Origin of the sequence: Roseovarius aquimarinus (genome assembly GCF_043661195.1) — a bacterium.
GTDB lineage: Bacteria > Pseudomonadota > Alphaproteobacteria > Rhodobacterales > Rhodobacteraceae > Roseovarius > Roseovarius aquimarinus.
Genome location: NZ_JBIHMM010000006.1, coordinates 55,574 through 73,300, shown reverse-complemented (window position 1 = coordinate 73,300; position 17,727 = coordinate 55,574). Strand labels below are relative to the sequence as shown.

15 protein-coding genes are annotated in these 17,727 nt (G+C 66.1%); 9 read left to right on the top strand and 6 right to left on the bottom strand.

From position 1 onward, the window contains the following. Positions 1-48 precede the first annotated feature (48 nt). Positions 49-948 carry a LysR family transcriptional regulator gene (locus ACGRVM_RS15710; protein ID WP_377173161.1) on the top strand — a complete coding sequence of 300 codons (900 nt, stop codon included), beginning with the start codon at positions 49-51 and terminating at the stop codon, positions 946-948. 10 nt (positions 949-958) lie between these two features. Here ACGRVM_RS15710 and ACGRVM_RS15705 read toward each other — a convergent pair whose 3' ends face one another. Continuing rightward, positions 959-2,137, bottom strand: a complete 1,179-nt coding sequence (locus tag ACGRVM_RS15705; protein WP_377173162.1) for a replication initiation protein — start codon at positions 2,135-2,137, stop codon at positions 959-961. 536 nt (positions 2,138-2,673) lie between these two features. Here ACGRVM_RS15705 and ACGRVM_RS15700 point away from each other — a divergent pair. From ACGRVM_RS15700 to ACGRVM_RS15665, 8 genes are all read left to right on the top strand, one after another. After that, positions 2,674-4,068, top strand: coding sequence for an AAA family ATPase (locus ACGRVM_RS15700; RefSeq protein WP_377173163.1), 1,395 nt, complete (start codon positions 2,674-2,676; stop codon positions 4,066-4,068). Further along, on the top strand, positions 4,055-5,161 hold the full coding sequence (locus ACGRVM_RS15695) for a ParB/RepB/Spo0J family partition protein (RefSeq protein ID WP_377173165.1): 1,107 nt from the start codon (positions 4,055-4,057) through the stop codon (positions 5,159-5,161). The genes ACGRVM_RS15700 and ACGRVM_RS15695 overlap by 14 nt, the downstream gene beginning before the upstream one ends. A 132-nt stretch (positions 5,162-5,293) precedes the next feature. After that, positions 5,294-5,935, top strand: a complete 642-nt coding sequence (locus ACGRVM_RS15690) for a paraquat-inducible protein A (protein ID WP_377173167.1) — start codon at positions 5,294-5,296, stop codon at positions 5,933-5,935. Continuing rightward, complete coding sequence (locus ACGRVM_RS15685) at positions 5,932-6,600, top strand: paraquat-inducible protein A (RefSeq protein WP_377173169.1); 669 nt, start codon at positions 5,932-5,934, stop codon at positions 6,598-6,600. The genes ACGRVM_RS15690 and ACGRVM_RS15685 overlap by 4 nt, the downstream gene beginning before the upstream one ends. Continuing rightward, the gene (locus ACGRVM_RS15680; protein ID WP_377173171.1) at positions 6,597-8,690 is read left to right on the top strand and encodes a PqiB family protein; all 2,094 of its coding nucleotides are present in this window, start codon (positions 6,597-6,599) and stop codon (positions 8,688-8,690) included. The genes ACGRVM_RS15685 and ACGRVM_RS15680 overlap by 4 nt, the downstream gene beginning before the upstream one ends. A gap of 1 nt (position 8,691) precedes the next feature. Then, positions 8,692-9,258, top strand: coding sequence for a PqiC family protein (locus tag ACGRVM_RS15675; protein WP_377173173.1), 567 nt, complete (start codon positions 8,692-8,694; stop codon positions 9,256-9,258). Positions 9,259-9,348: 90 nt separating this feature from the next. Beyond that, entirely contained in the window at positions 9,349-10,518 is a 1,170-nt protein-coding gene (locus tag ACGRVM_RS15670) for an efflux RND transporter periplasmic adaptor subunit (protein WP_377173175.1), read from the top strand. Between the two features lie 52 nt (positions 10,519-10,570). Continuing rightward, positions 10,571-13,672, top strand: a complete 3,102-nt coding sequence (locus tag ACGRVM_RS15665) for an efflux RND transporter permease subunit (RefSeq protein WP_377173177.1) — start codon at positions 10,571-10,573, stop codon at positions 13,670-13,672. Here the strand turns inward: ACGRVM_RS15665 and ACGRVM_RS15660 are convergent. The 5 genes from ACGRVM_RS15660 to ACGRVM_RS15640 all read right to left on the bottom strand — a co-directional run bounded on the left by ACGRVM_RS15660 (position 13,669) and on the right by ACGRVM_RS15640 (position 17,631). Continuing rightward, positions 13,669-14,472, bottom strand: coding sequence for a metallophosphoesterase family protein (locus ACGRVM_RS15660; protein WP_377173179.1), 804 nt, complete (start codon positions 14,470-14,472; stop codon positions 13,669-13,671). The two genes, ACGRVM_RS15665 and ACGRVM_RS15660, sit on opposite strands and share 4 nt — an antisense overlap. Continuing rightward, positions 14,469-15,401 (bottom strand): diacylglycerol/lipid kinase family protein, encoded by a 933-nt coding sequence (locus ACGRVM_RS15655; RefSeq protein WP_377173181.1) that lies wholly within the window; start codon positions 15,399-15,401, stop codon positions 14,469-14,471. The genes ACGRVM_RS15660 and ACGRVM_RS15655 overlap by 4 nt, the downstream gene beginning before the upstream one ends. A gap of 77 nt (positions 15,402-15,478) precedes the next feature. Further along, on the bottom strand, positions 15,479-16,210 hold the full coding sequence (locus ACGRVM_RS15650; RefSeq protein WP_377173182.1) for an amino acid ABC transporter ATP-binding protein: 732 nt from the start codon (positions 16,208-16,210) through the stop codon (positions 15,479-15,481). Beyond that, on the bottom strand, positions 16,207-16,881 hold the full coding sequence (locus ACGRVM_RS15645) for an amino acid ABC transporter permease (protein WP_377173184.1): 675 nt from the start codon (positions 16,879-16,881) through the stop codon (positions 16,207-16,209). Before ACGRVM_RS15645 ends, ACGRVM_RS15650 begins: the two co-directional genes overlap by 4 nt. 3 nt (positions 16,882-16,884) lie before the next feature. Beyond that, positions 16,885-17,631: an amino acid ABC transporter substrate-binding protein gene (locus ACGRVM_RS15640; RefSeq protein WP_377173185.1), complete on the bottom strand. Its 747-nt coding sequence runs from the start codon at positions 17,629-17,631 to the stop codon at positions 16,885-16,887. Between the last annotated feature and the right edge of the window lie 96 nt (positions 17,632-17,727).

The window sequence follows — 17,727 nt, the reverse complement described above, 5'->3', positions numbered from 1 at the left end:
TTATAATAAATTTCGTTTTGTTTATGCAAATTGCCGGATCCGGTCATCATGCCCCTCAAGCTGCGCCATCTCGAAGTCTTCAACGCGCTCTACGAGGCCGGATCGGTCAGCAACGCGGCGCAGCGGCTCAACCTCACGCAGCCGGCGGTCAGCATCGCGCTCGGCAATCTCGAAGACGAGCTGGGGTTCCGCCTCTTTCATCGCAATCGCGGCTTCTTCGCGCCCACCGGAGAGGCGCTGCGCCTGCGCGGCGAAATCAGCCAGGGCCTCATGTCCCTGTCGCGGATCGAGCAGCGCGCCGACGAGATTCGTCAGGGCTGGGCCGCCGGGCTGCGCATCGCCACGAACGGCACGCTGTCGATGCATTTCCTGCCCAAGATCATCGCGGAGTTTCAGCAGGGCCATCCCGGCACCCATGTTGAGCTGCGCGTGCATTCCTCGCGCCAGATCGCCGATTGGACGGCGAGCGGTCAGATCGATATCGGCCTCATCGACACGCCCGTGCCGGTCGCCGGCCTCGAAAGCCGCGTCTTCGCGATGGAGTGCCTTTGCATCATGCAGGAAAATGATCCGCTCGTGGCCGAGGAGGTCATCACGCCCGAGCACCTCGCCGGGCGGGGCCTCATCGGCGTCAACGGCGATCACGCGACGGACCGCCAGCTCAAGACGCTGATGCACGAGGCGGGCAAACCGCTGCGCTACCGTGCGTTCAGCTATTACTACGCCATCGCGCGGCAATTCGTGGCGGCGGGAGGGGGGCTCGCCATCATCGATCCGATCAACGCGCGCGCCGATCTGGGCGACGGGCTGACCTGGCGGCCCTTCGCGCCGCGCATCCGGCACGAGACCGCGATGATCACCGCGCGCGATCATCCCCCGGCCCAGAGCGGCGCGCAGATGGAGGCGCTGATCGCCGAGCGGCTCGCGCCCTTCACCCTGACCGCCTGATCGGGGCGCCTCAGCCCTCTTCGATGCCGTCGTAGATCGAGGGGTCCATCTCGTGCCAGAAATCGAGGATCGCGCGCGCGTTCAGCGCCGACATCCAGCCGAACCGCTCGAAATCGGCGCGCGCGGCGGGATCGTCGATGCGGCTCGCGAACAGGCGCTTGTCCGCGTCCCGCTGGGTCGGCGTGCGCGCCTGCGCCGCCGCCTGCATCCGCCCCAGCTTCTGCGCCCGCGCGCTGCCGGGTTTGGCGGGCGCCGCCGCCTCGCCGTAATCCTGCGCGAGCGCGGCGCTCAGATAGCCCACCATGCTGCCCACGTTCTTGCGCCCCGCGACGTAATCGAGCTTGGCCTCGACCTGCTCCTCGCCATGCGTCGTCAGCCACTGTCGCGCCAGCCGGTCGCTCACCCCCAGCTCGCGCAGCCGCGCATAGACCGGCCCATGCCGCGCCGCCGCCCCATCGTCGAGATCGAGTATGGCAAGCTGCGGGTTCTCCTTGATGAGAAACCGGATATCCGTGACCACCCTGCCCCGCTTGCGCGTCTCGGGCGTGATGACGATGTTGCTCGTCTTGTTCACCTCCGCCACGGCGGGCTTGATGACCTTGGCGTTGAGATGCTTGAAACTCTCGTAATAGCTCGACCCGTCGAGGCCCATCAGCCGCCGGAAGATCTCCATCGACCACCAGCCGGTGCTGCCCGTGCGGATGAACCGGTAGCAATTCTCGTAAAGCGCCAGCGCATGCCCGCTGGTGAAGCGGCGCTGAATGTTGAGATTGATGAGCGCGAAGACCTTCGGATCGTGCAGCTTGTCCGCAAGCGCGGGCGAATAGGCGTATTCGCAGACGCCGTTCTTGAGCGTCGCATAGCTCAGTAGGCTAGAGACGCCCCATTCCTGCTGGCCGCTGGCATCGAGCATGTCCCACTCGGCAACAGTCTCTGCAAGGCCTTTCAGAGACTGTTTCAGCGTCGCGGTGTCGTTCGAGTTGTAGCCGATCATCAGGCAGAGCGTGCCCGCATCGATCTGGTGGCTGCGCTGCGTCGTCAGCGTGTCATAGGCGTTGAGCAAAAGCACGTTCGACAGCTTGCGCTGAAGAAGCGACAGCTTGCCCGACACATGGATCGCCGCCACATGCTTCTTGACCGCCGCGCGCCTGAGCGATCCCGTCAGCCGCTCGCGTGGAATGTCACTCATCGCTCGCCCTCGTTTTTTCATGGCAGTATGGCCACAAAGGCACCCGCGATCAATCCACCATCGGGTGCTTTTCTTCGGAGCGTCTCGCCTCGGCGCGCTCCCGAAAACGGGTCCCCTAAGCCCTCAGCACCCCGCGCCGTGAGTCTCTGAGGTACCCGTTTACGGGCCAATCATGAACGGGAGGTTACCCGAGCGTACGCCAAACGGGCCGAAACAGGGTCTAACCGCAGCCTGGTGCCCGTCTTCCCGCGAATCGGGCCTGATCGCCCTGACGATGGGTGCCGTTCCTCCTGCAAACGGGTGCCGCAGCTCCTGAATGCAGGTACCTGGAAGAACCTAAGACTTTGTTCGTAATGGTTATATTCGAAGCAAAGATCTTAAATCTTCTCAAAGACTCTACAACTTTGTCGCTGCTTTCTTCGTGGAAATAGAGGATTTTAGGCGCGAATCGACAAAGACGGATTCACGGATGGCCCGGGATGTGCGATAGATCGAGGTAGATCACCGAAATCAGCGAACATCGCGAAGGCAGAGCAATGATCTCAGGCAAGGACCCCCTCCCCCCCTATTTCAACATCGACCCGGCCACCGCCGCCGCCAAGCTCTCGGATCCTATCGACACGGCCCGATTCGCGAAAGCCGCCGCCTTCGCCGGCAAGGGCCGCCAGGACCTCGCCCGCCGCGGCTATGCCCCCGACGGCCAGAAGCGCCTGCGCCGCTTCTCGACCTGGGAGATCTGCAAGTATCTCATCCCCGTCGCCCCCGCCCATTTCCGCCGGGTGCTCAAGAAGCATCCCGATCTGCCTCAAGGAACCGGCGAGGGCAATTCCAAATGGTTCTCGCTCGACGATGTGCTTCGCCTGCGCCGCCACTTCGCCGCCGAAGGCGCGTCCGGCCGCGAATACCTGCCCTACCGTCCCGAGGGTCTGCCCGCCAAGATCGTTGCTGTGTCGAACTTCAAAGGCGGCACGTCCAAGACGACGACCACCGCGCATCTCGCCATGTCCGCGGCGCTCGACGGCTACAAGGTGCTGGTCATCGACCTCGACAGCCAGGGCTCGCTGACGTCGATCATGGGCGGCGACGTGGCCGACGAATGGTCGACCACCTTCCCCCTCCTCGCGAAGGACTACGCCAAGGCCGTTCAGGCCGAGAACCTCGTGCGCGAAGCCGCGGGCGAGCCCGCCCTGCCCTTCGACGAGACTTTGACCGAGGCGCTCGGGGTTTCGCCGCGAAACCTGATCCAGGAGACGCATTGGCCGAATATCGATCTGCTCGGCGCACAGCTCAATCTTTACTGGGCCGAGTTTCAGATCCCGGTATGGCGCATGGGGCTGCGCAGCTGGCCGCTATGGGATGCGCTGACAAATGCTCTGACCGGCGAGGGCGTCGTCGATGACTACGACATCATCTTTCTCGATACGCCCCCCGCGCTTGGGTATCTGACGATCAACGCCCTGGCGGCGGCCGACATTCTGTTAGTGCCGCTTGGCGCGTCCTTTCTCGAATTCGACAGCACGGGGCGGTTCTTCGATATGCTCTACTCGACATTCGCCAGCATCGAAGAGGGGGAGAACGCCGTGCGCCGCCGCGACGGTCTGCCCGAGATCGGCTTCGAATGGGATGCCGTCCGGGCGATCATCACGCGCTTCGATGCGAACCAGCAGACGGACCTGGCGAATGTGATTCAGGCCTATTTCGGGGACTTTATGACCACGTACCGCCAGGAGATGACGGCGATGGTCGGGCAGGCCGGCGAGCAGGTGAATGGCATCTACGAGGCGGATTATCGCGAATTCAATCGCGACACTTACGTTCGCGGCCGCGAGACCTTCGACAGAACATGGGCCGAGGTTAAGGAATTGATCATCGGAACGTGGTATCGAGATGAGGTCGCGCGCAAGAAGGAGGCCGAAAATGGCGAAGCGTAAGAAGCTCGAGGCGCCGAGCGCCGAGGAGATCAGCCGGTTCGAGGATGAGTTTCGCCGCGAAACCTCCGGGCGGCCGCCGCTGGGGCAGGGGGCGCCGATCGCGCAGGTTGCGGGGGACGCGGCCCAGAATATCCAGACGGCGAGCGCCGAGATCCGTGCGGGGCAGGCGAGGCTTGCGGCGGATTCCAATGCATTGAAGGAGGCGCGAGCGGCGGGGCTCTTGATGACCGAGCTGCCGCTCGAGGAGATCGAGCCCGATGCGATGGTCCGCGACAGGATCGATCTGGCCGAGGACGAGATGATCGAACTGCGTCAGTCCATCGCGGCGAGCGGTCTGCGTCTGCCGATCGAGGTCTTCGAACTGGCGGAGCCGGCGCCCGGTGGGGCGCGTTACGGGCTGATTTCGGGGTATCGCCGGTTCATCGCGGTGCGGGCGCTTCAGGAACTGACCGGACAGGCCAAATACGACAGGATACGCGCCATAATTCGGCCCCGCTCGGAGGCCGACGGCGCTTTCATCTCCATGGTCGAGGAGAACGAGGTGCGCTCGCAGCTGACCCCGTTCGAGAGGGGACGGATCGCGGTCATCTCGGCGCAGCAGGGGGCCTTTCTGAATGTCGAGGAGGCGGTGGACCGCCTCTATGCCACGGCCTCGAAATCGAAGCGGAGCAAGGTGCGGTCCTTCGCCATGATCTTCGAGGAGCTGGGCGATATGCTGACCTTCCCCGAGGCGCTGAGCGAGAAGCGGGGGCTGCGTCTGGCCACGGCGCTGCGGAACGGAGCCGATGCGGCCCTGCGCGAGGCGCTGGCGCGGCGGATACCGGAAAACTCGGAGCAGGAATGGGCCACGGTCGAATCGGTGATCGCGCAGGTGGACGAGGCGCCCAAGGGCGGCACGCGGGGCGGCCGGCCGAGGAGGCCGCAATCCTCCGCCTGGCAGGGGGCCGACATCCTGGAAACCGGGTCGGGGATCACGATCCGCAGGATGCGGGATGCCACGGGCTATGTGCTCCGCTTCGAGGGCGGCAAGCTTGATGAGGAGCTCATGGATTCGCTGATGATGGAGATCACGGCCTTGCTCGATAAACCGTGACGTTTCGCCGCAAAACACATGTAATAAGATTTAATCCTATATAATCAATTACTTATAGAAGTTCCGACGTGGCAAGCTCCCTCCTGAAACCCCGCTTGCGGTCCGTCGCCGCTGCGACGACAATGCCGCGCTATGAGCGCGACAGATCAAAAGAGCGAAACGATCGATAGCGATCCGCTGGAGGCGTTGATCGCCTGCCCGAATTGCGACCTCGTCTATTCCGTGCCCGACGTGCATGTGAAGGAGCGGGCCTATTGCGAGCGCTGCCATACGGTGCTGATCGCGCCGCGGCGCAAGGCGGGCAAATGGCTCATCGCCATGTCGGCGAGCGTTCTCATCCTCATCACCGGCGCGCTTTTCTTTCCGTTCCTGTCGATCGGGGCAGGGGGGCTGACCCACGGCACCTCGATCGTTCAGACGAGCCTCGCCTTCACCGGCGCGCTTGCGATCCTCGCGCCCGCGATCCTCGCCTTCATCGTCATCATCCCGATGGTGCGGCTTCTGCTTCTGATCTACGTTCTGGTCCCCGTGATCCAGGACAAGCCGCCGGCCCCGCTCGCCCGGCATGCCTTCCGCCTCGCCGAAGACCTCACGCCGTGGTCCATGGCCGAGATCTTCGCGATCGGCTGCGCGGTGGCGCTCGTCAAGATCAGCGATCTTGCCGAAGTCAGCCTCGGGCCCGCCGCGTGGATGTTCGCCGCGCTGATGATCGCCGTCGTGGCGACCGACATGGTCATGTGCCGCTACTCGATATGGAAGTCGCTGGAGAGATGAAGACAGCCCGCGAGATGGATCTGGTCGGCTGCCGGCGCTGCACCAAGGTGTCGCCGAAGGGCACGACGATCTGCCCGCGCTGCGGCGGCAAGATCACGTCGCGCGATCCCATGTCGCTGCAAAAGGTCATGGCGTGGTGGGTGCTGGGCCTCGCCTGCTACATCCCGGCCAATCTCTACGTCATGATCGAGACGAAAACGCTCGTCGGCAGCACGGGCAACACAATCATCGGCGGCGCGGTCGAGCTGGCGCATCATGGCGCCTGGGGCGTCGCCATCATCATCCTTCTGGCCAGCGCGGTCATCCCGGTCGGCAAGTTCGTCATCATCCTCGGGCTGGTGATCGGGGTGCGGCGCGGGCCGCAGATCTCGAACGATTTGCGCCAGAAGCTCTATGAGATCGTCGAGTATATCGGGCGCTGGTCGATGGTGGACGTCTTCGTCGTCGCGGTGCTGTCGTCGCTGGTGCAGCTTCAGACGCTCGTGAACATCACCCCGGGCCGCGCGAGCCTCTTTTTCGCCTTGTCCGTCATCTTCACGATGTTATCTGCTCAAAGCTTCGATAGCCGCCTGATCTGGGATACGGGGCAGGGCGCGCCCAGGCGAGGCCGAAAGGGTGAGGCCGATCCGGCCCCCGCCGGCACAGAAAAGGAAACGACCGCGTGACAGAGACCAACGGCACTCCGCCCCCGCCCCCCATCAAGGCGGCCAAGGGCAGCCCTTTCCGGCGCATCTCGGTCATCTGGCTGGTGCCGCTCATCGCCTTCGTCGCGGTGATCGCCGTGGCGATCCGGACCTATCTCGACCAGGGCCCGCTCATCCAGATCTCGTTCGAGAACGCCTCGGGCATCTCCGCGGGCTCGACCGAGCTGCATTACCGGGACGTGACGGTCGGGATGGTCGAGGAGGTCGGCTTCTCCGAAGGGCTGGGCAGCGTGATCGTGTCGGTGCGGCTCCACAACGATGTCGCGGATTACGTCGATGCCGGGGCGCAATTCTGGGTCGTGCGCCCGGAGGTCACGGCGCAGGGCGTCTCGGGCCTCGATACCGTCCTGTCGGGCGTCTATCTGGAGGGGATCTGGGACAGCGAGCCGGACGGGCTCGTCACGGAATTCACCGGCCGGCCCGATGCACCGCTTCAGCGGCTCAACGACGAGGGCCTTCTTCTGACTCTGCGCGCCGGAAACGGCGTGTCGCTGACCGAGGGCGCGCCGATCATCTATCAGGGCCTCAATGTCGGCAAGGTCGGCAAGCCGCGGATCAGCGCCGATGGCTCCACCGCCGAGGCGGAGGCGATCATCTTCTCGCCGCATGACCGGCTCGTCGACTCTGCGACGCGGTTTTGGGACACATCGGGCTTTTCCTTCTCGCTCGGACCGGGCGGCGCGGTGCTCGATTTCTCGTCCGTCGCCTCGCTCATTTCGGGGGGCGTCTCCTTCGGCACGCTCGTGTCGGGCGGCGAGCCTCTGGATGCGGGCGCGTCGGTCACGGTCCATGCGGACGAGGCGACGGCGCGGGCCAACCTCTTTTCGGGCGACGAGGGCGAGACGCTCAACATCTCGGCGGTCTTCGAGGAGAATATCGCGGGGCTATCGGTCGACGCGCCGGTCGAGCTGGCGGGCCTCAATATCGGGCGGGTCAGCTCGCTCAACGGTCTCGTCGATCCCGAGCGGTTCGGAGACAACCGCGTGCGGCTCGTGGCGACGATGGCGATCCGGCCCGGCAAGCTGGGGCTCGAGGGCACGCAGACGCGAGAGGCCGCGCTCGCCTTTCTGGAGGATCGCGTCGAGAACGGGCTGCGCGCGCGCCTCGCGACGACGTCGATCCTGACGGGCGGCCTGAAGGTGGAGCTGATCGAGGCGCCGGACGCGCCGCCCGCCGAGATCGAGGAGCTGGGCGACAGCGGACTGCGCATCCCGACCACCGAGAGCGATATCTCCGACGTCTCGGCCACCGCCGAGGGGGTCTTCCAGCGCATCAACAACCTGCCCGTCGAGGAGGTGATGAACCAGGCGATCACGCTTCTGGGCAATATCAACGCGCTCATCACCAGCGAGGGCGTGCGCAACGCGCCCGAGAACCTCAACGGGCTTCTGGCCGATGCGCGGGGCGCGATCAATTCCGAGGACGTGCGCGCGCTGCCGGGGCAGATCAACGAGGCGGTCGATCAGCTTGCCACGCTCATCGAAGGCTTCAACCAGGCCGCGCTCGCGGACCGTCTGGGCAAGGCGCTCGACGATGCCGCCGAGGCGGCGCAGAGCGTCAACACCGCCGTGGAGGGCGTGCCGGAACTGGTCGCGCGGATCGAGGGGGTCGCCTCGAACGTCGAGGAGGTGGCGCTCGATGAAATGGCGGGGCAGGTGACCGAGCTTCTGACCACGGTCGACAGCTTCCTCAACCAGCAGAGCACGCGCGAGCTGCCCGAGAGCCTCAACGGCGCGCTGACCGAATTGAGCGGCGTTCTGGAGGAGCTGCGCAATTCGGGCGTGGTCGAGACGGCCAAGGACACGCTGAACTCGGCGAGCAACGCGGCCGACACCTTCGCCGATGCCAGCCGCGAGCTGCCGCGCCTGATCGAGCAGGCGCGCCTTGTCCTTTCGCAGGCGGGCACCACCATCGAAGGGTATCAGGCCAATAACGGCCTCGGGCGGGACGCCCGCAATGCCCTGCGCGAGATCGAGCGCGCGGCGCAGGCGGTCTCATCGCTGGCCCGTGCGATCGAACGCAATCCCAATTCGCTGCTGACAGGACGCTGACATGACACTGAGAACCGCCCCCTTCGCCATGCTGGCCGCCCTGGCCGCCCTCGCCGGATGCGGCGCCCCGGACGAGCGTGTGGCGGTGCCGCGCGCCGATGCGGGCATGACGCAGCGCATCGCCTACGGGGCGGTCTCGTTGCGGGCGGTCTCCCTGCCGACCTATGCGGCGTCGGAGGAGATCTGGATTTCGGGGCCGGACGGGCGGATCGTCGCGGGCGACGGTCTTCTCTGGGCCGACGATCCGGGCCGTGCGATCACGCTCGAGCTGACGCGGTATCTCACGCAGATCACCGGCGCGCGGGTGGCGAGCGAGCCTTGGCCCTTCCTCGACCGGCCCGATGCTGAGCTGGAATTGCGCATCGAGGAGATGCTGGCCTACGCGGACGGGACGTTCCGCATGTCGGGGCAGTATTTCGTGGCGCCTGAGAACGGGCGAGACCGGGCGCGGCTCTTCTCGCTGTCGGTGCCGATCGCGGGCGAGGGCACGGCGCAGGATATCGCGGCGGCGCGGGGCGCGGTGATGCGCCAGCTTGCCGGCGAGATTGCAACGGATGGTTTGCGCTAGCATGCGGCGGGGGCATCGGCCCTTGTGAACCAGACAGTTTGATCTAAGGTCGGCGCAATCATGCCCGATCCCGTCTGGAGCCATGCGCCGATGCGACATCTTCTTTCCCTGATTGCCCTGACCGCTGCCGCTCTGGCCGGGCCGGCCCTTGCTCAGGAGGGCGATCGCCCGCCGCCCGGCGTGACGGTGGTGACGGTCCGCGCGAGCGACGTGAACCTGACGACGACCCTGCCGGGCCGCGTCGTCGCCTCCGCCGAAGCCGAGGTGCGCCCGCAGGTGGCGGGCATCATCACCGAGCGGCTTTTCGACGAGGGCGGGCGCGTCGAGGCGGGCGATGTGCTCTACAAGATCGACCCGGCGAGCTACGAGGCCGCCGTCGCACAGGCCCGCGCCGCCGTGGCGCAGGCGCAATCGCAGGTCAAGGCGACCCGCCGCGAGGCGGACCGGCTCGAGACGCTGAGCGAGCGCAACGTGGTGAGCGAGCAGGCGCTCGACAATGCCGTGGCGGCTCGCGACAGCGCGCTGGCAAGCCTTCAGGCGGCCGAGGCGCAGCTGCAATCGGCGGAGATCGAGCTCGACCGCACCGAGATCCGCGCGCGGCTTTCGGGCGAAATCGGCCGCTCGATGGTCAGCCCCGGCGCGCTTGTCACGGCGAGCCAGGGCACCGCGCTCGCCACGGTGCGCAATATCGACCCCGTTTATGTGGACGTCACGCAGTCGGCGGCGGAGCTTCTGGCCTTTCGGCGCGGCAATCTCGCCATGCAGACCGGCGAGGGATCGCAGGAGGTGCGTCTCACGCTGGCGGATGGCACGGTCTTCGAGCAGACCGGCATGCTGACGGCCGCCGAGCCGGTGGTCGATCCGCTGACGGGCGTGGTGGTGCTTCGCATCGAGTTCGCCAATCCAGAAAAGCTGCTTCTGCCGGGCATGTATGTGCAGGCCGAGATGCCGTCCGGCGTCGCCGAGGGTGCCATTCTGGTGCCGCAGGAAGGCGTGAGCCGCAACCGGCGCGGCCAGCCGACCGCGCTCGTCGTCGGCGAGGACGGCGTGGTCGAGCAGCGCGTGCTGAGCGTGCTTCAGGACCGGGGGCAGGACTGGGTGGTCGATGACGGCCTCGAGGACGGTGACCGGGTGGTCGTCGGCGGCCTGCAGAAAGCCACGCCCGGCGCGACGGTGAGCGCGACCGAGCAGAGTGCCGACAAGGCCGATGCTCTTGAAAGCGCAGACGAGGGCGGGGCCGAGGGCCAAGCCGCAGAATAGAGACTGAACCGCATTTTCGTGCCTGATCTGACCTGACCGGAGCGCCCCACGCATGGCCCGTTTCTTTATCGACCGACCGATTTTCGCCTGGGTCATCTCGATCTTCATCATGGGGATCGGCGTTCTGTCGATCGTCACGCTGCCGGTGGCGCAATATCCGCAGATCGCGCCGCCCACGGTGACGGTGAACGCCGCCTATCCGGGCGCCAGCGCCGAGACGGTGGCCAATACCGTCACGCAGGTGATCGAACAGCAGATGACCGGCCTCGACGGTCTGCGCTACATCTCGTCGAGTTCCACGAGCGCCGGGGGCGCGAGCATCACGCTGACCTTCGAGACGGGAACGGACCCCGATATCGCGCAGGTTCAGGTGCAGAACAAGCTGGCGCAGGCGACGGCGCTTCTGCCCGAGCCGGTGCAGCGGCAGGGCGTGACGGTGCAGAAATCCTCGACCGGGTTCCTGATGGTCATCGCGCTCATCGCCGAAAGCGGCGGCTATGATGCGACCGATCTGGGCGATTACCTCGAAACCAACATGGTGAACGAGCTGAGCCGCGTCGACGGCGTCGGCAATGTGCGCGTCTTCGGTGCGCAATACGCGATGCGCATCTGGCTCGATCCGGCCAAGCTCGCCGCGTTCGAGCTGACGCCGCAGGATGTTGTGACGGCGGTACGCGCGCAGAACGCGCAAATCTCGGCCGGCGAATTCGGGGCGCGACCGGCGGTGGAGGGTCAGGTCCTGAACGCCACGATCACCGCGCAATCGCTGCTCAGCACGCCCGAGGATTTCCGCCAGATCGTGATCCGCGCCGAGACGGATGGCGGCCTTGTCCTCGTCAACGACGTGGCGCGGGTCGAGATCGGGGCCGAGAATTACGGCACCATCTCGCGCTTCAATCAGCAGGCGGCCTCGGGCCTCGCGGTGAGCCTCGCGCCCGGCGCCAACGCGCTCGACACGGCGCAGGCGGTCGAAAGCCGGGTGGAGGAGCTGGCGCAGTTCTTCCCCGAGGGGATCGAATACGTCATCCCCTACGACACGACGCCCTTCGTCGAGATTTCGATCGAGGAGGTCATCAAGACGCTGGTCGAGGCGATCATCCTCGTCTTCTTCGTGATGTATCTCTTCCTGCAGAACCTGCGCGCGACGCTGATTCCGACGCTGGCGGTGCCGGTGGTCCTTCTGGGCACGTTCGGGGTGCTTTCGCTGATGGGCTATTCGATCAACACGCTGACGATGCTGGCCATGGTTCTGGCGATCGGTCTTCTGGTCGATGACGCGATCGTGGTGGTCGAGAATGTCGAGCGCATCATGGAGCAGGAGGGGCTGGAGCCGCGCGAGGCGACGCGCAAGTCGATGGACGAGATCACCGGCGCGCTGATCGGGATCGCGGTGGTGCTCTCGGCGGTCTTCGTGCCGATGGCGTTCTTTCCCGGCTCGACGGGGGTGATCTATCAGCAATTCTCGGTCACGATCATCTCGGCGATGGTGCTGTCGGTGATCGTCGCGCTGACGCTGACCCCGGCGCTTTGCGCGAGCCTTCTGAAAGCCAAGCATGGCGGCGCGGCCAAGCGTGGCCCCTTCGGCTGGTTCAACCGCGGGTTCGAGCGGCTGCTGGGCGGCTATGCGGGAAGCGTGTCGTGGATCGTCAAGCGCCCGGTGCGCGTGGGGCTGATCTATCTCGGCATCGTCGCGATCATGGTCGCGCTCTTCCTGCGCACGCCGCAGGGCTTCCTGCCCGAGGAGGATCAGGGCATCCTCTTCACGCTGATCCAGGGGCCGACGGGCACGACCGCCGAGCAGACGCTCGATGTCGTCAAGCAGGTCGAGAATTACTATCTCGAGCAGGAGAGCGACATCGTCGAAAGCGTCTTCGGCGTGGTCGGGTTCAGTTTCGCGGGGCAGGGGCAGAACCTCGGCATCGCCTTCGTGCGGCTGAAGGACTGGGGCGAGCGCGAGGCGCCGGGACAGAGCGCTCAGGCGCTGGCCGGTCGCGCCTTCGGCGCGTTCAGCCAGATCGAGGGCGCGCAGGTCTTTCCCATCGTGCCGCCTTCGGTGATCGAGCTCGGCAACGTCTCGGGCTTCGATTTCTACGTTCAGGCACGCGGCGGGCAGAGTCACGAGCAGCTTCTGGAAGCGCGCAACCAGCTTCTGGGGATGGCGGCGGAAAGCCCGCTGATCGCCTCGGTGCGGCCCTCGGGGCTGGAGGACGCGGCGCAGTTCAATCTCGATATCGACTGGCGGCGCGCCGGTGCGATGGGGGTGAGCGCGACCGATGTGGGTAACCTTCTGAACACCGCCTGGGCCGGGCAATACGTCAACGATTTCGTGGACGAGGGCCGGATCAAGCGGGTCTATGTGCAGGGCGAGGCCGAGTCGCGCGCGGTGCCCTCGGACATCGAGAAATGGCGGGTGCGCAACGTCAATGGCGGGCTGGTGCCCTTCTCGAATTTCGTCGATGCGGGCTGGGATTACGGCCCGCAGGGCGTGAACCGCTACAATGGCGTGCCCTCGATGCAGATCCAGGGCAGCCCCGTGCCCGGCGTCAGCACCGGCGAGGCCATCGCCGAGATCGAGCGGCTGGCGCAGAACCTGCCGCCGGGTTTTCAGATCGCCTGGACGGGCCTGTCGCTCGAGGAGCAGGAATCGGGCAGTCAGGCGCCGCTGCTCTATGCGCTGTCGCTCATGGCGATCTTCCTCGCGCTGGCGGCGCTCTACGAGTCCTGGTCGATCCCCTTCGCGGTGATGCTCGCCATGCCCATCGGGGTCGTCGGCGCGCTCGGAGGCGCGTGGCTGGGCGGGTTCGAGAACGGGGTGTTCTTCCAGGTAGGCCTCTTGACCGTGATCGGCCTCACGGGCAAGAACGCGATCCTGATCGTCGAATTCGCGCGCGAGAAATACGACGCGGGCGAGGTGATCTTCGAGGCCGCGGTGGATGCGGCGCGGCAACGTTTCCGGCCCATCTTGATGACCTCGATGGCCTTCTCGCTGGGCGTGACGCCTCTGGTGCTCAGCTCGGGCGCGGGCTCGGGCGGGCGCACGGCGATCGGCTCGGGCGTGCTGGCGGGCACGATCACCGCGACGGTGCTGGGCGTGCTTTTCGTGCCGCTCTTCTTCGCGATGATCGCCCGGCTCGGGAAGAAGAAAAAGGCCTAGTCTTTGCCGGCGCTCCAGCCCGTATGCGAGGCGGTGAAGCGGCGCGTCCGGTCGGGCGCGAAGGCCATATCGCCTTCGCCCGCCGCGTGCCGTGTGACGGTGATCTCGCCAGGGGCGGTCTCGATCAGGTTGAAATCGTTCTCCTCGCCGCGCAGGCGGGTGGAGAGGCCCGTGCCCGCATGGATCTGCAGGAGCGCGCGGCGCCCGTCCTTATGCGCGAAGGGTTCGGCCCGCCAGCTGTGCAGGTGGCCCGTCAGGATCATGTCGGCGCCGAGGCGGGCGAGATGATCCACCGCGCGGGCAGCGCCGCGCGTGGGGCGCTTGGTGTCCGTCGCGCGCTGCTCGAGCGGGTGATGCGCCACGATGATGCGCGCGCGGTCCCCGGCCTCGGCGAAGCGCGTGGCGATGCGGGCGAGCGCGCGGCGGCTGAACCGCCCGCTTTGATGGGCGAAGCGGTTCACTGTGTTCACGCCCAGCACGACCAGACCGTCATCGGCGTATTCAGGCTCGAGATCCCGCGAGATGAGCCGGTGATAGTTGCGCCAGGGCCGCAGGATGCGCGAGACGGGATCGTGGAGCGGAATATCATGATTGCCGGGCACCACCAGCACGGGGGCGTCCAGCGCCTCGATGAAGGCCGCCGCCTCGCGGAACTGGGCCGAGCGAGCGCGCTGCGTCAGATCGCCCGAGATCGCCACGAGATCGGGCGCGAGCGCGTTCACCTGCGCGGTGAGCGGCGCCAGCAATTCGGGGCGGGCGCGGCCGAAATGCAGGTCCGAGAGATGGATGATGCGGCTCATCTGAGATCGTCCCGGCGCGCGGCGGGGGCGATCACGGTCAGCTCGCCCTCGCGCGCTTCGAGCGTGAAGGGCGCGCGCATCTTCGCGCGCTCGCCGTCGCAAGCCACGTCGCGCAAGCTGCGCTTGGCCGCGATGGTGATGCGCTCGGCGCCGATCAGGTGGAACTGCACGTCGCGTTGCGCGCGCCCCATCGCCAGCGCGAGCGCGTTCTTGAGCATGCCCCAGCGCCCGGTATCGGGCGCGACGAACAGGGCGAGCCGGCCCGCCGCGATATGTTCCTCGCCTTCGAGACCGATCTGGCGCAACTGAAACGCGTTGTTGACGGCGAAGGCGAGGGGGGTGCGGTGTGTGCTGGCCTTGCCATCCGCGTCGATGCGCAGGCGCAGCGGACGGCGGAGCGTCACGAGGGTGACGAGGACGGACCAATAGGCCGCCATGCGGCTGCGGCCCCAACGGCGATAGGTTTCCTCGCGCGTGCGCAAGATGGCAGGATAGGCGCCGAGGCTGGCATTGTTGAGAAAGGTGCGCCCGTTGATCGCGCCGATGCGCACCGGGCGCGGCGTGCCGTCCGCGACGAGCCTTGCCGCCTCCTCGGCGTCCTCGGGGATATCGAGCGAGCGGGCGAAGTAATTGAATGTGCCGAGGGGAATGATGCCCATCAGGGTGCCGCTGCCGCGAATTTCGCCCGCGATACCGGCGATGGTGCCGTCGCCGCCCGCCGCCACGATGATGTCGAAGCCGTCTTTCAATGCGCGGCGCGTCTCGCGCGGGATATGACGGCCCTTGGCGATCTCGCGGATCTCGGCGGTCCGGCCCGCCGCATCGAAACCGCGCGCGATCAGATCGCGTGTGCGGGCCGTGTCGCGCTTGCCCGAGCCTGCGTTCATCAGAACGCAGATGCGGCGTGTCTGGCTGGGCTGATCGGTCATCGCGTGTTGTGGTCCCTCGGCTGATGCGGAATAACCGCGCCCGCGCCACGATGTTCCACCCGCGCGCGGGTAAATGTCTAGCCGACGCGGCGCAGGAACGCCTTGGTGCGCGCGTCCTGCGGGTTGTCCAGAAGCTGCGAGGGCGGGCCTTCCTCGATGATGCGGCCCCCGTCCATGAAGAGGATGCGGTCCGCGATCTCGCGCGCGAATTGCATCTCGTGGGTGACGATCAGCATGGTCTGGCGCGTCTCGGCCAGCGCGCGCATGAGGTCCAGCACCTCGCCCACCCATTCGGGATCGAGCGCGCTCGTCGGCTCGTCAAAAAGCAGGAGCTCGGCATCGAGCGCCATCGCCCGGCCGATGCCGACGCGCTGCTGCTGCCCGCCCGAGAGGGATGCCGGATAGGCGTCCGCCTTGGCCTCGAGCCCGGTCTCGCGCAGGATCTTCATCGCGCGCGCCTCGGCCTTGTCTTTCGGCTGGCCCTTCACGGTGACGAGCGCCTCGGTGATGTTCTCCTTCGCCGTCTTGTTGGCGAAAAGCGCGTAGTTCTGAAAGACGAAGCCCGTGCGGCGGCGCAAGCCGAGAATGTCCTTCTTGGACGCGCTCGCCGCATCGACGGTCAGATCGCCGATGGTGATGCGGCCCTTGTCCGGCGCGTCGAGGAAGTTGAGGCAGCGCAGGAGCGTCGATTTGCCGGTGCCCGACGGGCCGATGACGACGATGCGCTCGCCCGGCTGGATGTCGAGGCTGATATCGCTCAGCACATGCGTGCTGCCGAAGCTCTTGGACAGATTTTCGATACGGATCATCGCGCCACCGCCTTGTTCAGCCATGTCTCGAGCCGGCGCTGCCCCCATGAGAGCGCCTCGACCAGCACCCAGTAGATGGCGGCCACGACGAGGAATGCCTCGAAATAGAGAAAGCTGCCCGCCGCCTCCTTCTGCGCCGCGCCCATGAGTTCGGTGACGCCGAGCGTGAAGGCAAGCGACGTGCCCTTGACCATGTCGATGAAGTAATTGACCAGCGTCGGCGCCGCGACGCGGGCGGCCTGCGGCAGGACGATGCGGCGCATGAGCTGGCCTTGGGTCATGCCGATGGCCAGCCCCGCCTCCCATTGGCTGCGATCGACGCCGAGGATGGCGGCGCGGATGCTCTCGGCCATATAGGCCGAGAAATGCAGCGTGAGGCCCATGATCGTCGCCGTCACCCCGTTGATCTGGGTGAGGAAGGACAGCATCTGCGGCAGGCCGAAATAGAAGAGGAAAAGCTGGACGAGCAGCGGCGTGCCGCGGAAGAAGCTGATGAAGAGGCGCACGAACCCGTCGAGGACCGGCACCTGCGCCACGCGCTCGACCGCCATCAGCGCGGCGAGGACCAATGCGCAGACCATCCCCAGCCCCGCCATGAAGAGCGTGAGCGGGACATAGCCCAGAAGGACCGGGACAAGGCCCAGCATGTAGTCCAGATCGAGCGCGCGCATGGGTCAGTCCGCCGAGGTGATGTCGGTGCCGAACCATTTTTGCGAGATCTCGGCCAGCGTGCCGTTCTCCTTGAGCGTGGTGATGGCGGCGTCGATCTCCTCGCGGAGGGCCCGGCCTTCCTCGTCATCGCGGAACGGCAGGGCGTTGCGGATCTCTGAGAAAGGCTGACCCGCGAGGGCGAGGGGCAGGGGGCTTTCCTGAATGAGCTGCGCCGACGAGACGCGGTCCATCACGAAGGCATCGACGCGGCCGAGCGCGGTATCCTGCGCGATGTTGCTCTCATAAGTCTTGATGTCGATCTCGCCCGCATTGGGCAGATCGTTCAGAAGCTGCTCGAAGTTGGAGCCAAGATTGACGGCGACGGTCTTGCCCGACAGATCCTCGGTGCTTTCGATATCCTCGTTGCCTTCCTTCACGACGATCTGCGCGCCGTCAAAGACATAGGGCTGCGAGAAGGCGAATTTCGCCTCGCGCTCGGGCGTGATGGTGATCTGGTTGGCGATCGTGTCGATGCGGCCGGATTCCAGCGCGCCGACGAGGCCGGAAAAGGCCATGGTAACGAAATTCACCTCATTGCCGGTCTCTTCGGCCAGCGCGTTGATGAAATCGACCTCGAAGCCCTGAAGCTCGTCCAGTTGCACGAAGGTGAAGGGGAAATAGCCGCCCGACATGCCGACATCCCAGGTCTCGGCGTGGGATGCGGTGGCGAGGGTCGCGGCGAGGGCAGCGCTGGTGAGGATGCGTTTCATGTGATGTGCCTTTCGGTCTGCATTGCGTTTGGCGGGCATTTAACACCTGCCCTTGCAGGCACAACGCGGGCCGCGCCGAAAGGTCCGGCGTGGCTG

Excerpts from the sequence above, each read along its gene's own strand:
- ACGRVM_RS15710 (WP_377173161.1), top strand. The coding sequence starts at position 49 with ATGCCCCTCAAGCTGCGCCATCTCGAAGTCTTCAACGCGCTCTACGAG.
- ACGRVM_RS15705 (WP_377173162.1), bottom strand. The coding sequence starts at position 2,137 with ATGAGTGACATTCCACGCGAGCGGCTGACGGGATCGCTCAGGCGCGCG.
- ACGRVM_RS15700 (WP_377173163.1), top strand. The coding sequence starts at position 2,674 with ATGATCTCAGGCAAGGACCCCCTCCCCCCCTATTTCAACATCGACCCG.
- ACGRVM_RS15695 (WP_377173165.1), top strand. The coding sequence starts at position 4,055 with ATGGCGAAGCGTAAGAAGCTCGAGGCGCCGAGCGCCGAGGAGATCAGC.
- ACGRVM_RS15690 (WP_377173167.1), top strand. The coding sequence starts at position 5,294 with ATGAGCGCGACAGATCAAAAGAGCGAAACGATCGATAGCGATCCGCTG.
- ACGRVM_RS15685 (WP_377173169.1), top strand. The coding sequence starts at position 5,932 with ATGAAGACAGCCCGCGAGATGGATCTGGTCGGCTGCCGGCGCTGCACC.
- ACGRVM_RS15675 (WP_377173173.1), top strand. The coding sequence starts at position 8,692 with ATGACACTGAGAACCGCCCCCTTCGCCATGCTGGCCGCCCTGGCCGCC.
- ACGRVM_RS15670 (WP_377173175.1), top strand. The coding sequence starts at position 9,349 with ATGCGACATCTTCTTTCCCTGATTGCCCTGACCGCTGCCGCTCTGGCC.
- ACGRVM_RS15665 (WP_377173177.1), top strand. The coding sequence starts at position 10,571 with ATGGCCCGTTTCTTTATCGACCGACCGATTTTCGCCTGGGTCATCTCG.
- ACGRVM_RS15660 (WP_377173179.1), bottom strand. The coding sequence starts at position 14,472 with ATGAGCCGCATCATCCATCTCTCGGACCTGCATTTCGGCCGCGCCCGC.
- ACGRVM_RS15655 (WP_377173181.1), bottom strand. The coding sequence starts at position 15,401 with ATGACCGATCAGCCCAGCCAGACACGCCGCATCTGCGTTCTGATGAAC.
- ACGRVM_RS15650 (WP_377173182.1), bottom strand. The coding sequence starts at position 16,210 with ATGATCCGTATCGAAAATCTGTCCAAGAGCTTCGGCAGCACGCATGTG.
- ACGRVM_RS15645 (WP_377173184.1), bottom strand. The coding sequence starts at position 16,881 with ATGCGCGCGCTCGATCTGGACTACATGCTGGGCCTTGTCCCGGTCCTT.
- ACGRVM_RS15640 (WP_377173185.1), bottom strand. The coding sequence starts at position 17,631 with ATGAAACGCATCCTCACCAGCGCTGCCCTCGCCGCGACCCTCGCCACC.